This is a genomic window from Salinivibrio kushneri, assembly GCF_005280275.1.
GTDB lineage: Bacteria > Pseudomonadota > Gammaproteobacteria > Enterobacterales > Vibrionaceae > Salinivibrio > Salinivibrio kushneri.
In genome coordinates, this window is record NZ_CP040021.1 from 2,466,677 (window position 1) to 2,482,958 (window position 16,282).

Sequence of the window (16,282 nt, forward strand, 5' to 3'; positions counted from 1 at the left end):
CAAGATGCTCAACCCTTCTCGAACCTGGCCGGGCAGTATGGCGGCCAGCTTAGTCGTGGTTTTGATTGGCAGCGCACTCTGGGCGCTGTTCTCTCACAGCCACGACCTAGTGCTCACCGCGTTGTGGCAAGATACCTACCTGCGCCATGTCACCTACTTTAGCTTTAAGCAGGCGACCTTATCTGTGGTGCTCAGCGTTGGGCTTGCGATACCCGTCGCCCACGCTCTGTATCGCCGGCAGTTTCCAGCCAAGGCATGGCTGCTTAGGCTATTCGCCATGACCTTGGTGCTACCGGTATTGGTGGGGGTATTTGGACTGGTTGCCATCTATGGCCGCAGCGGCTGGATTGCGCAAGCCTTCGCGCACTTTGATGCGACGATGCCGTTTTCTATTTATGGTTTAAGTGGCATTTTGCTCGCGCATGTGTTTTTTAATCTGCCATTTTCCGCCCAACTCATGGTGCAAGCGTTAGAGGGGATCCCCGCTGATCAACGTCGTCTTGCTACCCAGCTAGGGCTGAAAGGCTGGCAGCGCTTTAAGCATTTAGAATGGCCGTATTTACGCCAAAGCTTGCCTCATATCGTCGGGCTGGTGTTTATGTTGTGCTTTACCAGCTTCGCCACCGTGATGGCACTGGGTGGCGGACCTAAAGCCACCACGATAGAGCTAGCCATTTACCAAGCCATTCATTTTGATTTCGATTTACAAACGGGTGCTGTCCTTGCGCTTTGGCAAATGCTCTTGTGTGGCGCCATCGCATTTACCGTGCAAACCTTGACGCGCCCGCTGCCGAGTACGCCCAGTGAAGTACTGCCTCTTCCCACCTCTTTGGATAGCCGTGCCGCCAAATGCTGGGACAGTTTATGGATTGGCCTCGTTTTGCTACTGGTGTTACCGCCGCTGGGCGTGGTGATTGCACGTGGGCTCAACCCCAGCGCATTAGCGGTACTCGGCGATAGCGCACTGTGGCAGGCAACACTGCACTCCCTCGCCATTGCCTCAGGGGCAACCAGCTTTGCCTTTGTGCTTGCAGCCGCAGTGATCCTCGCTAGCCGCCACTGGCGCTTACATGGACGCAAAAAACAGGCGGATGGGATAGAAACGCTAGGAGCCATTATCCTGGTGGTCCCGAGCATCGTGCTCAGCACCGGGCTTTTTTTGCTGTTTCGCCAGTTTAGCGACGTATTCAGTTTAGCGCTGTGGCTAGTGATGGCGGTGAACGCCCTGATGGCGCTGCCTTATCTCATAAAAGTATTAAGTGCTCCCGCGTTTCAGGTTGCCCAGTCTTACCATAATCTGTGCGCCACCTTAGGCGTAAGAGGCATCACGCGTTTACGTCTGATTGAGTGGGACTGTTTACGTGCACCGATTGCACGCGGTGTCGCGGTCAGTTTTGTGTTATCGATAGGCGATCTTAGTGCGATAGCCCTATTTGGCAGCCAAAACTTTCAAACCCTGCCCCTGTATTTATTTCGCTTAATGGGCAGTTACCAAATGGAAGCCGGTGCTGCTGCAGCGATGCTGTTACTGCTCACCAGCTTGGGATGTTATGCCCTGCTTACGCGCCTTATCCAATGGAGACACGCATGTTAACGCTTTCCAATGTCCATTACCGTTACCAGCAAGATTGGATGATCTTTGATGCCAAGATAGCGCCGGGGGAGATTGTGGCTGTGCTCGGCCCAAGCGGGGCGGGAAAGAGCACCTTGTTATCCTTGATTGCCGGGCTGATCGCGCCAGATAGTGGCGAGATCACCATTGATGGTAAGCCCGTCACCACGACGCCCGCCCACCAGCGGCCATTGTCTATCTTGTTTCAAGAGCACAACGTCTTTACTCACTTGTCGGTATTCGACAATATGGCCATTGGCTTGTCGCCATCACTGAAACTCACCGCTTCCCAGCGTGACAGCATTCACCAGGCGGCCCACGCCGTGGGTTTAAATGACTATCTGCCACGTCTGCCCGGTCAACTATCAGGTGGCCAACGCCAACGCATCGCCTTGGGTAGAAGCATCGCACGTAACCAGCCTTTATTGCTGCTCGATGAGCCCTTTTCAGCGCTCGACCCTGCGCTAAAAAAGGATATGCTGGCATTGGTCAAGCGTACCGCCCAAGCACAAGGCACGACGGTGGTGATGGTCACTCACCATCCCGAAGATGCCCAAGCCATTGCCTCTCAGTTTCTTTATCTCGATGAGGGACAAGTTCGTCTTCATCGTCCGATTGAGGCGCTCAATCATCCGCCAGAAATGATGCAAGGTTACATGGGCACCGCTGACGATTCGTTTTGGGTGGCATCCCCCTGACAGGCTTCTATACTAAGGAAAACACGGTAGATTCCAAGGAGGCGTCCTGTGGCCGCCAGCAGTATCCAGATTCTCGACTCGATCGTCGACTTTACCGCTAAAACGGAAGTCGACGCGATTACTAAGAGCTTGCTGACCTCGATTACCGAGCTTACTCCGGTAGGCGAAGTCGTACTGCTTGATTACTGCGATGATATGCAGCCTGCCTTTACCGTACTCGGCACCAACGACAACAGTGCGTTTCAGCAAGAGAATATCCATCAAATTGACGCACTTTTGGCAGAGTGCCTTGCGTCCCAAGCGGTTATTCAACACCACACTCATGATCATGTATTGATTGCCGTTCCCATCTATTATGAGAAAGAAGATGGGGTCAGCGGTATTTTGTGCGGCCGCGCCAAAAGCCTTAGCCAGGATCAACGTGCTTTGGTGGCCGGACTCACGCGCATTTATGAGAACTACCAGCAGATTATTATGGCGAGCGAACGTGACAGCTTTACCAGCTTATTTAATCGTAAAGTCTTATCTAAAAAGCTGGATCTGATATGTGATCGCTTAGCGCAAAGCGAGGCGACGCCAGACAGTGACGCTGACAGCGCTCTCTCACCTTGGGTATGCATTTTCGATGTCGACCACTTTAAGCAAGTCAATGACAATTTTGGTCATGTGTTTGGTGACGAGGTCATCTTGTTACTGGCTTCACTAATGCGCCAGAGCTTCTCTTCACAAGACACCTTGTTCCGGTATGGCGGCGATGAATTTGTAGTGCTATTTCAGCCCTGCTCGCGGGCCATGGCCGAACAAAAGGCCAATGCCTTTATTGCCAATGTCAACGCGCGAGACTTTGGTGCCGCCCAAACCGTGACCATTTCCATGGGCGCGACACGGATTGAACATGGACAGCTGAGCACCAGCGTCATCTTAGGCTATGCCGATCAGGCGCTTTATCACGCCAAACAAAATGGCCGTAACCAAGTCGCTTTTTATGATGATTTACTGCAGTCTGGGGTGGTCAAAACCTTTGTCGCCGAGGACGATGTTGAATTGTTTTAGGCAATGGATGAAAGTGGCGGCCTGATAACCGCCACCTGATATCAGCTATAGATTCTCTTCGGCAAACTCAGCCAAGCGACTGCGCACCACGCCATTGAGGTACACACACGCACTGCCTTCAAAGTTTTTAAACCGCTCAACAATATAGGTCAGCCCAGATGTCACTGGGGTCAGATACGAAGAATCGATTTGCGCCAAGTTCCCCGAGCACACCAACTTGGTCCCCTCCCCACACCGAGTAATAATGGTTTTAAGCTGAGAGGCGGTGAGGTTTTGGCACTCATCCAAAATCACGAACGCGTTTTGAATCGAGCGGCCACGCATAAAGTTAATCGATTTAAACTGCAGATTCGCTTTCTCCATGATGTAACGCATCGAGCCATCGGTGCACTCATCGTGCATGTGCAAGGCTTCTAGCGTATCGGTCACGGCCCCTAGCCAAGGCAACATTTTCTCTTCTTCGGAGCCCGGCAAAAAGCCAATTGACTCGCCAATATCTGGAGTATTGCGGGTCACGATGATTTTATCGTACATCCCTTTTTCTACCACCTGCTCCAGCGCGGCGGCCATCGCCAGAATGGTTTTACCACAACCTGCCGGACCGGTGAGGATCGCCAAGTCGATACTCGGATCGAGCAACGCATCCATCGCCATCCCTTGATAGATATTTTTCGGTTTCACATCCCACGCAACGCGATGCATCAATCGCTCTCGGCTCAGATCTTTAATCACCGCTTTATCGCCATCAATGGCTTGCACACGCGCGGCAAAATCGTCACTGTCATCTAACAGGTATTGGTTAACAAACGGCGTATCGAGAAGCTCTGACGGCAACGTATGTAGGGTCTCTGTGCCATAGGCTTGACTATTACATTCTCCCACTTTATCCCAAAAGCTGCCTGCAAATTGATGGAAACCTTTGGTTAGCAATCGCACATCATCAATCAGCTGATCGGTGCGGTAGTCCTCCACATACATCACCCCCGCCCCTTTGGCGCGCAGGCGCATATTGATGTCTTTGGTCACCAATACCACTTTGCGGGGTGAGCGCTTAGTTTGCAGATACAACACCGCATTGAGTATGCGGTTATCACCCGCTTTATCGGCAAAGGCATGGACGGTTTCTTTGATCTCAAAATCAGCGAGGATCGACACCGTCCCTGTCGCATCGCCTTTGCCAACGGCAATGCCCTCGCCAATTTCGTCAGGAGTGGCCTCTTTAAAAATATCTTCCAGCGCACGGATCGCCACACGCGCATCCCGTGAAACATCGCGTTTGCTATCTTTAATCCGGTCAAGTTCTTCGAGGACGGTCATGGGGATCACGACATCGTGTTCTTGGAAAGAGTAAATCGAGAAAGGCTCGTGGAGGAGAATATTAGTATCAAGTACAAACAGCTTCCGGTCGGCGTCGCCCATAGGCACCTCCTGTGTCGGCAGTTCACTGTCGGTGACAGCGCTTAAAATAAGCGTAGACCTGGCCGTTGGGATGCGCCCAACTTGTTTTACTGCGCCAGCTCACGCTTTTATCTTTGCCGTCACTTGATGACGTTTGTATGTCAATCTACCTCTTTGCCACTATTGATTGAGTTTCATCGTGACCCTCCTCACAAGTTCGAGTACTATTGGCGGCCAATTTTTTCAGTGCCACACTGAATAGCAGAGTATTTAAACGGTGCCGTCGTCAACGGCGCCGCGTCTTTCGACAATCGAGTTAATTCAGAGGTTTTCCCTTATGTCATTTGCGCTTGGACAACGTTGGATCAGTGATACGGAGCATGATCTTGGACTCGGCACCGTGGTGTCCGTTGATGGCCGTACCGTGACCCTAATGTTTCCTGCTAGTGATGAAACACGGCTGTACGCCAGCCATGATGCGCCCGTGACTCGGGTGATGTTCAACCCCGGCGATGAGGTAGAAAGTCACGAGGGCTGGACCATGACCGTCTCGCGCATTGAAGAAAACGACGGGGTGTTGACCTATTACGGCCAGCGTACCGACACAGGGGAAGATGAGGTCGCACTGCGTGAGATCTTACTCAGCCACCAAATTCGCTTCAACAAGCCACAAGACAAACTGTTTGCTGGCCAGCTCGATCGTATGGACCGTTTTGCCCTGCGTTATCGCGCGCTGACCAATCAGCACCAGCAACTGCGTAGCCCATTACGCGGTTTAACCGGCATGCGTGCTGGCCTGATCCCCCATCAGCTTTACATTGCCCATGAAGTCGGTCGTCGTCATGCACCGCGCGTACTGCTCGCCGATGAAGTGGGGTTGGGGAAAACCATTGAGGCAGGGATGATCATCCACCAGCAAGTGCTAGCGGGTCGCGCGGAACGTGTACTGATTGTGGTGCCCGAAACCTTACAGCATCAGTGGCTGGTGGAGATGATGCGCCGCTTTAATCTGCATTTCTCGATTTTCGATGAAGAGCGCTGTGTGGAGGCTTTCGCCGACGCCCCCAACCCCTTTGATACCCAACAATTGGTGTTGTGCTCACTGGAGTTTCTGCGCAAAAACCGCCGCCGGGTGGAACAAGTGTGTGATACCCATTGGGATTTATTGGTGGTCGACGAAGCCCATCACCTCACGTGGGCACCCGATGCGCCGAGCCGCGAATATCAAATTATTGAAAGCATCGCTGAGCACACCCCTGGCGTATTGCTGCTCACCGCGACACCAGAGCAATTGGGCCAGCAAAGCCATTTTGCCCGCTTGCGCCTGCTCGACCCCGATCGCTTCTATGATTACGACGCCTTTGTTGAAGAAGCCCAACAATACGCGCCCGTGGCTGAGGCGGTGGAAGCGCTGCTGGACGATACGCCACTGACCGACGCGGCACAAGCTGGGATACGTCAGCTATTGCAACACGAAGATCTGTCAGCACGTTTGGCCCAAGTGCACAGTGATGACGCAGAAGAAAACGCCCGGGCGCGCCAACAGCTGATTGATGATTTGATGGACCGCCATGGCACTGGACGCGTCTTGTTCCGTAACACCCGAGCGGCCATTAGCGGCTTCCCCAGCCGCCGCCTGCATATGCAGCCACTGGCGCTACCCAGTCAATACCAAACCGCCATGCGGGTCGCCGGCATGATGGGCAGCACAGGTTCGAGTGAACAAAAGGCAGTGCAAAACCTATACCCAGAAGATATCTATCAACAGTTTGAAGGGGATAGCGCGAGCTGGTGGGGCTTTGATCCACGTATTGATTGGCTGTTGGATTACTTAAAAGCCCACCGCAGCGAGAAGGTGCTGATTATTTGCTCGCGGGCGCAAACCGCACTGACCCTAGAGCAAGCGCTGCGTGAGCGCGAAGGTATTCGCGGAACTGTATTCCATGAAGGGATGTCGATTGTTGAGCGTGACAAAGCCGCGGCTTACTTTGCCCAAGAAGAGGGGGGCGCGCAGGTCTTGATCTGCTCAGAAATTGGCTCGGAAGGGCGCAACTTCCAATTCGCCCATCAGCTAGTGATGTTCGACTTACCGATGAACCCCGATTTACTTGAGCAGCGTATCGGCCGTCTTGACCGTATTGGCCAGACGCAAGATATTGCCATTCATGTCCCGTATCTTGAAGGCACCGCTCAGACCATTTTAGCGCGCTGGTATCACGAAGGCTTAGACGCGTTTGAAGATACCTGCCCCACCGGCCGCGCGGTGTTTGAGCAATATGGCGAGACCTTGTTAACGCTGCTCGCGGCCAATCAACAGGATGACGCGCTGTCGGCGCTGATCAGTGACAGTGCAGTAATGAATCAGCGCTTAAAAGCAGAAATGGAAGAAGGCCGAGATAAGCTCCTCGAAATGCACTCTCACGGTGGGGAAGCCGCTAACCAACTGGCAAACACCATTGCCGAGCAGGATGGCGACACTAACTTGGTCACTTTCACCTTGGGGCTGTTTGATACCATCGGAGTTAACCAAGATGACAAAGGCGAGAATGCCTTGGTGGTCAAACCGTCTGAACACATGATGGTACCCAGCTATCCAGGACTGCCTGCCGATGGCTGCACCATTACCTTTGACCGCGATACCGCATTGAGTCGCGAAGATGTTCAGTTTGTATCTTGGGAGCACCCGATTGTTCGAGGGGGCATTGATTTGCTGCTGAGCGAAAACATCGGCACTACCGCGGTATCACTGCTCAAAAACAAGTCACTGCCGGTAGGCACGCTGTTTGTCGAGCTTATCTACACCATTGACGCCCAGGCGCCGAAATCGAGCGGTATCCACCGCTTTTTACCGCAAACGCCCGTGCGATTGCTGCTTGATGCCAACGGCAATGATCTGTCCACCAATGTCGAATTTGAAAGCTTCCATCGCCAGCTCAGTCCGGTAAATCGCCACCTCGGTAGTAAAATGGTTAACTCGGTACAAAGCCAGATCCACAACCTGATTGAGAAAAGCGAACCACTGGCAGAGAAAGCCCTCGGCGAGGTCCAAACCCGGGCGCACCAAGAAATGGAAACCGAGCTCCAACAAGCCTTAGCGCGTTTAGAAGCACTCAAAACGGTCAATCCGAATATTCGTGATGATGAGCTAGACGCATTACGCGAGCAGATAAGCACCTTGTCGCACCATATTCAGCACGCTCAAATTGAGCTTGATGCGCTGCGCCTTGTTGTAGTTAGCCACCAATAAACCAAAGTGAGACGGGGCCTGATGGCCCCGATAACCCTATGGCAATAACTGAATACCATCCACCGACGGATCCTTGGTTAGATATCCTCTATCAAGACACGGATCTGGTGGTGATCAATAAACCCAGTGGCTTGCTGGCCAATCCTGGTCGCAATCCAGAGCATTACGACAGCGCATGGTCGCGGGTGAAAGCCGAATTTCCCTCCGCCGAGCTGGTTCACCGCTTAGACATGTCCACCTCAGGCGTGATGGCCTTTGCTGCCCATAAGGAAGCAGAGCGCAATCTTAAAGCGCAGTTTCGCGACCGCATCCCAACCAAGTTGTATTATGCGGAAGTATGGGGACAACCAGAAAGCCATGAAGGCATTATCGACCTGCCGTTGATTTGTGACTGGCCCAACCGCCCGCGCCAAAAAGTGTGTTTTGAGCATGGTAAGCCCTCGCAAACGCACTATCGCTGCTTACACTCCTTCTCCCTGACCAGCTTGATGGCTTTGTACCCACTGACTGGGCGCTCTCACCAGCTTCGTGTCCACATGCAGTCTTTGGGGCATAGCATTGTCGGCGATGAGTTTTATGCTTGCCCAGACGCGCTCGCCTATACCCATCGACTGCATCTTCATGCTGCCGAGCTTAGCCTTTTGCATCCAGCGACCGGAGAAACCATGCATTTCCAAGCTCCCTGTGATTTTTATCCCCAGATGCCCAATAACCGCTTGGCGAGTGACTATCAATTGGCCGCACCGCTTACAGCCACAAAGGCGGACGCACAAACCAGCTAGCTGAAACCATTGCACAAACTCGCGATATCTCGCACCCTAGAGCCATGGATTGAGACACGGAGATCAACATGGCTCAGCACCACCCCGTCAATATCGTCTTTCTCGACCGCAATACTATCCCAGCGCATATTGTCCTGCCTGCGCCCCAGCATCCGCATCGCTGGCAAGCCTACGATGAAACGCAACCCAGCGATGTGATCGCGCGCTTACAACACGCTGATATCGCCATAACCAACAAAGTGGTGATCGATGAGACGGTGCTTGCCGCCTGTCCGAATCTCAAACTGATTGCGGTGGCCGCAACCGGGGTAAACAATGTCGACTTAGCCGCCTGCCAAGCCCGTGGGGTACAGGTGTGCAACGTACAAGGTTACGCCACTCAGTCGGTACCTGAGCATGTCGTCGCCATGATTTTTGCCCTTAAGCGACAACTGCTCGGATACCACCAGGACGTACAAAACGGTGAATGGCAAAAGCAGGGACAGTTTTGCTTTTTCACTCATCCTATCGGCAGTGTGGCCGGCAGTACATTGGGGATCATTGGCAAAGGCGCATTAGGCGAGGCCGTCGCACAACTGGCGCGCGCCGTCGGCATGAAGGTGGTTTTTGCTGAGCACCGAGGGGCGCAGGCATGCCGGCCTGGCTATCTGCCTTTCGAACACGTGTTACGCCAAGCCGATGTGCTCTCCTTACATTGCCCACTCACCGATAACACCCGTCATCTTATCGACCAAGACACGCTGGCGTTGATGCCAGCTCATGCCATATTGATCAATACCGGACGTGGTGGCTTAGTCAACGAGAAAGCTCTGCTACAAGCACTGGAAAGCGGACAAATTGGCGGTGCTGGATTGGATGTGCTGAGTAAAGAGCCGGCCCCTGATACTCACCCGCTGATCGCCGCATCATTGCCTAACCTGCTGGTCACCCCCCATATCGCATGGGGCGCAGATGAAGCGGTTAACCGTCTCGCCAACCAACTGATGGATAACATTGATGGTTTTTTAAGCGGCTCGCCGCAACACACACTGATTGACTAGCGCACAAGCCCGCTACATATCGCGGGCTTTTTTCACCACATCGTAGGCTTGTTGGATCTCTTGCGCTTTTTCTTTGGCCAGTTCCATCATTTCTGGTGGCAAGCCTTTTGCCATCAATTTGTCGGGATGGTGCTCATTCATCAGCTTGCGATACGCTTTTTTCACTTCTTGAGAGGATGCATTGGCATCAACCCCTAGCACATCATAGGCATCATCAATCTCACTTTGCCGTGGTGGTGCGCCCGGGCCATCGGTTTGATGCTGCCAGCCGCCTTGATAACCTTGGCTGAAGCGAAACGCGGCTTCTTGCATCCGTAACCGTTGCTCCAGTTGCTGCGGCGAAAAGCCCAGTTTCTCAGCAATCACATAGAGTAGTTCCCGCTCTTTAGGATGCAGCTCGCCATCGGCAAACGCCGCTTGTATCTGCATTTCCAAAAAGACACGCGACAAATCACGCTGCCCCTGACTTAAGGTGCGAATACTACTGAGGGTCTCATCAAGCGGAAAGTCACTGTCTTTGCCCTCACGGAACGCCTGCTGGGCCAACTGCCTGGCTTCACCTTGCAGCTGCATTCGGTCCATAAATAAGCTGGCGAGACGTATTTCGTCCTGAGTGACTTGCCCTTTAGCTTTGGCGATATGCCCCATCACCGCAAAGGTACCGTGGAAAAAAACACGTTGCGCTTGCGGGCCTTGGGCACCAAAACCGCCGAAACGCGCGCGCTGTTTCGCTTTATCAAACTGATGACCTAAGAAAAGGCCAAGAAGAAAACCGATTGGGCCTCCCAACAATGTGCCGAGAATTGCACCAATTACCTTGCCATTTAGTCGCATGCCATGGTCTCATTGCTAGTTTCACACCCTGAACATTTACAGGTGATGCCGGGCGTAAATTGATTTATGATAATCGCATTTTGCAGCCAAAGCATACTGATGCGTTGCCTTCGTGTACACCACGCAATCAGATAAAACAGGAATGTCTTCTTCAATGTCACCGACTGCACGCAGCTTTTTAGCCACCATGATTAGCCTGGCCCTTTATGGCCCAGCCCTTGTTTTTGCGAATGCGGAAACATCCAGCGAACCTTGCCCCGATAGCGAGGCGCGCTGTATTCCAGCGAGTGAGCAAACCCAAGATGTGAACAATGCACCCATTCGCGTGGTGGCCGATCGCGCTGAAGCGCAAACCAATGAAAAAGCCATCTACAACGGCAATGTCGAGGTGACCCAAGGCCATCGTAAAATGACCGCGGATACCGCGACCTTGCGCGATCCAGAACGGATCGTCACCGCACAAGGAGATGTGGTGTTCAATGACGGCCAAATGATGGTGACGTCGGACTATTTACAAGCCAATTTAGAAAACGAAGACACCACGCTCAATAATGCCCAGTACAAGATGCTATGTACGCCAGGGCGAGGGGAAGCTAAGCGGGTATTTAAAAACGGTACCACCTTCTACGAACTGGAAGATGGCACCTATACCACTTGCCCGGACGAAGACAAAAGCTGGCGTTTTTCTGCTTCTAAGATAGAAAAAGAAGATAGCAGCCTGTTTGCTGACCTTTATCATCCACGGTTTGAGGTGATGAATGTGCCGGTTTTTTATCTGCCATACCTGCGGGTGCCGGTCGAAGACGGTCGACTGACGGGCTTTTTATACCCCTCGGTCTCTTGGAGTGATCGCGACGGTATCGAGATGGAAACGCCATTTTATTGGAATATCCATCCGCAACTTGACGCCACGATCACGCCCAAATATATGTCGGAACGCGGCGTACAACTCAATACCAATGTTCGTTACCTTACCCCACTCGGCTCAGGCTCGTTGTACTCAGAATATCTGCCTGATGACCAGCGTAACCCAGACCTTGACGCACGCTGGGGCTTTAACTGGACACACAGCGGCGTACAGGGCCACTGGCGCTATCAAGCCGATTACAGCAAGGTCAGTGACATTACCTACTTCCAAAACATTGACTCGGACGTGGGTAAACGAGAAGACAATACCTTGCTGCAAACCGGTGAAATCAGCTACCGCGGCTTAGATTGGAACAGCACTGTGCGTGTGCGGGACTTTCAACCGCTCACAGAAAACACCAGTGTGTATCGTTTGATGCCGCAAGTGGATTTTAACTACTATGCGCCGCAAGTGATGCCATGGTTGGACATCAGCGTCCCCGCACAATTTAGTGTATTTGCTAATGACGACCCCAATAAACCTGAAGCGACGCGCACGCACCTGGCGCCGACCTTGACCATGCCCTTCACGCGTCCTTGGTTTAATGCCACGGCCGAAGCGAGCATGCTCTACACCCATTACGATCAACGCTTTGACAACGCCATGCCAGATGCCGAGTCCACAGCGACCTTGAGTAAATCGGTGGAGCGTAAAATCCCAACCGTAAGATTGCATTCCGGCGTGGTACTAGAGCGTAACTTTTGGGCGATGGGGGGGCACTTTAGCCAAACCATTGAGCCTCAAGTGCAATATTTGTACATCAAAGACGTGGAACAAGGGGATATTTATAACCCGGTCAACTTCAGTGGCGGCGGTTACGATACCGCACGCTTACAAACCGACTACTATGGGTTATTCCGCGGCAATCAATTTAGCAGCATTGATTATATTAACCCGGCTAATCAGCTAACCTACGGGGCGACCACCCGTTTTTACGACGGTGGTTATAAAGAGCGACTCAACCTGTCGTTCGGGCAAATTTATTACTTTGATCAACCCTCCAACCAAGACGCAGAAACCTTCGATTATTCGTCTTGGGCGCTCGAAGGGGAAGCCAATATTGATGACTACCTGTTTTTACGGGCATCCATGCAATATGACAGCAACCTCAGTGAAATGCAGTTTGGTAACGCGATTGCCGAGTATCGCCACCAACAATTCTACGCGCAAACCAGTTATCGCTATGTGGCACAAGAATATATTGAGTCTACCTTGCCGAACCGAGATATCAGCGCACTCACCGATGATGGCCTGTCCCAAGCCGGGGTGGTCACGGGCTTCCCGCTATGGGGAGGCCTCAGTTTTAAAGGCCAATACTGGCGCGATCTCACTCAAGACGTGATGCTAGAAAACCAGTTTAGCCTGACCTATCGCTCTGATTGTTGGGTGGTCGGCTTGAGCTATAACGAGTACTTACTCTCACGCTCTGATATTAATACAGACCCAGAATACGACAATAACGTCACCCTCTCATTTAGCCTCCTAGGGCTAGGGGCTGATAGCGGCTTTAACTTCAGCACAGACTCAGGCAACGCCTTGGGTTATCGCAATCCTTTTGCGCTGAAGAACTAACCCGCTTTATTGTGGTCTGGACTGTTGAACCTATGAAAAGAAGTGGACAAAGCATGAACAAATGGAGTCACGCCCTCATCACTGGCGTTTTAGTGTTGCTGACCCCCTTAACGCAAGCGGCACCTCAAGAGCTGGATCGCGTGATCGCAGTGGTCAATGACGGCGTGGTATTACAAAGTGATATGGCGGCGATGCGTCGCACCGTTACCCTTAATGCCGCCAACAGCGATCGCGAATTACCGCCACAAGATGTGCTTGAAGAGCAAATGCGTGAGCGGCTGGTTATCGAGGAGCTACAACTGCAAGAGGCCAAACGTTTAGGGATCCAGATAGACGATAGCCAGTTGCAACAAGCAATCGAAAACATTGCTAAGGAGCAGTCTGTCAGTGTGCAAGCCCTGCGAGAAAAAATGGCCGAGCAAGGTGTCGCATGGGCACAATACCGTGAACAAGTGCGTCGTGAGCTTACCATTTCCGAAGCACGTAACGCGCAAGTACGCCGCCGAATCAGTATTTTACCGCAAGAAGTCAAAACGCTTGCCAGCCAGTTAAATGAGCAAAAGATGCAAAAGGTAAAATACAAACTTTCGCATATTCAGCTCAAATTAGACGACGATGCCAGCAAAGCTGAGCGTGAAAGCGTCAAAAAACAAGCTCACCGTCTCGTTGACACCCTGCGCCATGACGGTGATATCGCCGAGCTGGCGATGGAATACTCCAAAGGCCCTAAAGCGCTAGACGGCGGTGATTGGGGCTGGTTGCGCCGAGAGGAAATGCCGACCATTTTCGCCGACCAGATCACCAACCAAGGTAAAGGGGCAATCATCGGGCCGTTTAGAAGCGGGGTTGGCTTCCATATTCTCAAAATTGACGATGTACAAGGACTAGAAACTGTCGCCGTCACCGAAGTGAAAGCGCGTCATATCCTGATCAAACCATCGATCGTGCTGAGTGATAAAGGCGCGCAGAAAGAGCTCAACCAATTAACAGATCAAATCCGACGTGGTGAGCAAAGTTTTGCTGATCTCGCCAAGCAGTACAGCGACGATCCAGGCTCGGCAGTCAATGGTGGCGACCTAGGTTGGTCCACCACCGATGCCTATGTACCCGCCTTTAAGGCGAAAGTTGATGCCCTGCCAGAAGGCCAAGTCAGCGAACCGTTTAAAACCGTACATGGCTGGCATATCGTCGAAGTCACTGATCGTCGTGAAGTGGATAAAACCGATGCGGCTGTGAAAAATCGCGCTTACCGCATGCTATTCAATAGAAAGTTCAACGAAGAAGCGCAGGCCTGGCTGCAAGAGCTACGCGCAGGGGCTTACGTCGAGGTGATCACCGATGACAGCTGAGCGTATCGCGATTACGCCCGGAGAGCCTGCGGGCATCGGGCCTGATCTTGTCTTGGCCATGGCGCTTCATGCCTGGCCTCATCAGCTTGTCGCGGTCGCGAACAAGCAAATGCTGGCTGAGCGCGCCAAGCAATTAGGATTGGCTATCAGCTTACGAGACTATGATCCCAGCACTGAGCCGCAAGCACACCAGGCGGGCGAGCTTATCGTCGCAGAGACGCCGATTGGTGCGGCGGTGACCCCTGGTCAATTAGATGAAGCCAACGGCCGCTATGTGCTCGATACCCTGACTCGCGCCGCGGAAGGAAACATGAGCGGTGAGTTTGCCGCGATTGTCACCGGCCCAGTTCACAAAGGGATCATCAACCGTGCAGGGGTATCTTTTAGCGGCCATACGGAGTTTTTTGCCCAGCACGCCAATGTCAATCAAGTGGTGATGATGCTCGCCACTGAAGGGTTACGTGTCGCCTTGGTCACCACCCACATTCCCTTGGCCTATGTCTCCAAGGCCATCACCCGTGAGCGCTTGCACGATGTTATCGGCATTTTGCATCAAGACTTACGCGAGAAGTTTGCGATTGCACACCCTCGTATTTATGTCTGCGGCCTGAATCCTCATGCCGGAGAGGGAGGCTGTTTAGGCACAGAGGAAATCGACACCATTGAACCGGCCCTCGATGATTTACGCCAACAAGGGATGGATTTAGTCGGTCCCCTACCCGCGGATACGCTTTTCCAAGAAAAGTACCTGCAAGATGCCGATGCTGTACTGGCGATGTATCACGACCAAGGCTTACCTGTGTTAAAATTCAAAGGATTTGGGCGCTCAGTGAATATTACCTTGGGCCTGCCTTTTGTCAGAACATCAGTAGATCATGGTACCGCACTGGATTTAGCGGGTACCGGTACGGCGGATACAGGAAGCCTGCGGACGGCCATCTCCCACGCCATTGAATTAGTAGATAGCAAGCATGAGCGATAAAGTCCATCAAGGCCACCGTGCCAGAAAACGTTTCGGGCAAAACTTCCTCAATGATCCTTACATCATTGACGGCATTGTATCAGCCATTAACCCCCAATCCGGCGAGAACTTAGTCGAGATTGGCCCAGGCCTGGGCGCGCTCACCGAGCCAGTCACAGAGCAGGTCGACCACCTAAACGTGGTAGAGCTTGACCGGGATCTTGCCGCGCGCTTGCGCAGTCATCCTTTCATGGGCCGTAAACTCACGGTGCATGAAGCCGATGCGATGGCCTTTGATTTTGCCGAGCTTGCCAAGCAAGGCCCGCTACGGATTTTTGGTAACCTGCCATACAATGTCTCTACGCCGTTAATGTTCCATTTGTTCTCTTTTGCCGACCAAGTGCAAGATATGCACTTTATGTTGCAAAAAGAGGTGGTGAATCGTCTCGCCGCTGGTCCTGGCACCAAAGCCTATGGACGTCTTACCGTCATGGCACAATACTACTGCCAAGTGATCCCGGTATTGGAGGTGCCACCGAGTGCCTTTAAGCCGGCACCGAAAGTGGACTCCGCGGTTGTGCGCTTAGTGCCACACAAAACCTTGCCACATCCAGTCACCAATTTGTCATGGTTAGAGCGCGTGTGTCGTGAAGGTTTTAATCAACGCCGTAAAACCATACGTAACTGTTTTAAATCATTGGTTAGTGTCGATACATTGACCGAGCTTGGTATCGACCCTAGCTTACGTCCTGAGCACATGACCTTGGCGCAGTTCTCCAGCTTGGCCAACTGGTTAGATGCCAATCACTCATCATAAACAGGAGCCTTG

The 16,282-nt window shown here is 52.5% G+C and carries 12 protein-coding genes; 10 read left to right on the plus strand and 2 right to left on the minus strand.

The annotated features are described in order from the left end of the window. Positions 1–4: 4 nt before the first annotated feature. Genes thiP through FCN78_RS11380 form a run of 3 tightly spaced genes read left to right on the plus strand, consistent with a single transcriptional unit; the run spans position 5 to position 3,363 of the window. Positions 5–1,594, plus strand: a complete 1,590-nt coding sequence (gene thiP / locus FCN78_RS11370; RefSeq protein ID WP_077659293.1) for a thiamine/thiamine pyrophosphate ABC transporter permease — start codon at positions 5–7, stop codon at positions 1,592–1,594. Beyond that, positions 1,588–2,310, plus strand: a complete 723-nt coding sequence (gene thiQ, locus FCN78_RS11375) for a thiamine ABC transporter ATP-binding protein (RefSeq protein ID WP_077458145.1) — start codon at positions 1,588–1,590, stop codon at positions 2,308–2,310. Before thiP ends, thiQ begins: the two co-directional genes overlap by 7 nt. Positions 2,311–2,358: 48 nt before the next feature. Further along, positions 2,359–3,363, plus strand: a complete 1,005-nt coding sequence (locus FCN78_RS11380; RefSeq protein ID WP_069361691.1) for a GGDEF domain-containing protein — start codon at positions 2,359–2,361, stop codon at positions 3,361–3,363. A gap of 45 nt (positions 3,364–3,408) precedes the next feature. On the opposite strand, the gene FCN78_RS11385 is transcribed toward FCN78_RS11380, so the two are convergent. Next, entirely contained in the window at positions 3,409–4,782 is a 1,374-nt protein-coding gene (locus tag FCN78_RS11385) for a PhoH family protein (RefSeq protein WP_077599742.1), read from the minus strand. A 316-nt stretch (positions 4,783–5,098) separates the two neighbouring features. On the opposite strand from FCN78_RS11385, the gene rapA reads away from it, so the two are divergent. The 3 genes from rapA to FCN78_RS11400 all read left to right on the plus strand — a co-directional run bounded on the left by rapA (position 5,099) and on the right by FCN78_RS11400 (position 9,830). Further along, positions 5,099–8,008, plus strand: a complete 2,910-nt coding sequence (gene rapA / locus FCN78_RS11390) for an RNA polymerase-associated protein RapA (protein WP_077659294.1) — start codon at positions 5,099–5,101, stop codon at positions 8,006–8,008. A gap of 38 nt (positions 8,009–8,046) precedes the next feature. Beyond that, entirely contained in the window at positions 8,047–8,790 is a 744-nt protein-coding gene (gene rluA / locus FCN78_RS11395; protein WP_077659295.1) for a bifunctional tRNA pseudouridine(32) synthase/23S rRNA pseudouridine(746) synthase RluA, read from the plus strand. A 68-nt stretch (positions 8,791–8,858) separates the two neighbouring features. Beyond that, complete coding sequence (locus FCN78_RS11400) at positions 8,859–9,830, plus strand: D-2-hydroxyacid dehydrogenase (RefSeq protein ID WP_077659296.1); 972 nt, start codon at positions 8,859–8,861, stop codon at positions 9,828–9,830. Positions 9,831–9,842: 12 nt separating this feature from the next. Here the strand turns inward: FCN78_RS11400 and djlA are convergent, their stop codons facing one another. Beyond that, positions 9,843–10,664: a co-chaperone DjlA gene (gene djlA, locus FCN78_RS11405; RefSeq protein ID WP_069361686.1), complete on the minus strand. Its 822-nt coding sequence runs from the start codon at positions 10,662–10,664 to the stop codon at positions 9,843–9,845. Positions 10,665–10,818: 154 nt separating this feature from the next. Here djlA and lptD point away from each other — a divergent pair, with 154 nt between their 5' ends. The 4 genes from lptD to rsmA are packed head-to-tail and all read left to right on the plus strand — an operon-like array spanning position 10,819 to position 16,270. Continuing rightward, on the plus strand, positions 10,819–13,143 hold the full coding sequence (gene lptD, locus FCN78_RS11410; RefSeq protein ID WP_077458136.1) for an LPS assembly protein LptD: 2,325 nt from the start codon (positions 10,819–10,821) through the stop codon (positions 13,141–13,143). 53 nt (positions 13,144–13,196) lie between these two features. Next, a complete protein-coding gene (gene surA, locus FCN78_RS11415) occupies positions 13,197–14,492 on the plus strand; it encodes a peptidylprolyl isomerase SurA (protein ID WP_077659297.1) in 1,296 nt (431 codons plus the stop codon). Beyond that, the gene (gene pdxA, locus FCN78_RS11420) at positions 14,482–15,474 is read left to right on the plus strand and encodes a 4-hydroxythreonine-4-phosphate dehydrogenase PdxA (protein ID WP_069361683.1); all 993 of its coding nucleotides are present in this window, start codon (positions 14,482–14,484) and stop codon (positions 15,472–15,474) included. The genes surA and pdxA overlap by 11 nt, the downstream gene beginning before the upstream one ends. Then, a complete protein-coding gene (gene rsmA, locus FCN78_RS11425; RefSeq protein ID WP_069361682.1) occupies positions 15,464–16,270 on the plus strand; it encodes a 16S rRNA (adenine(1518)-N(6)/adenine(1519)-N(6))-dimethyltransferase RsmA in 807 nt (268 codons plus the stop codon). Before pdxA ends, rsmA begins: the two co-directional genes overlap by 11 nt. The last annotated feature ends 12 nt before the right edge of the window (positions 16,271–16,282 follow it).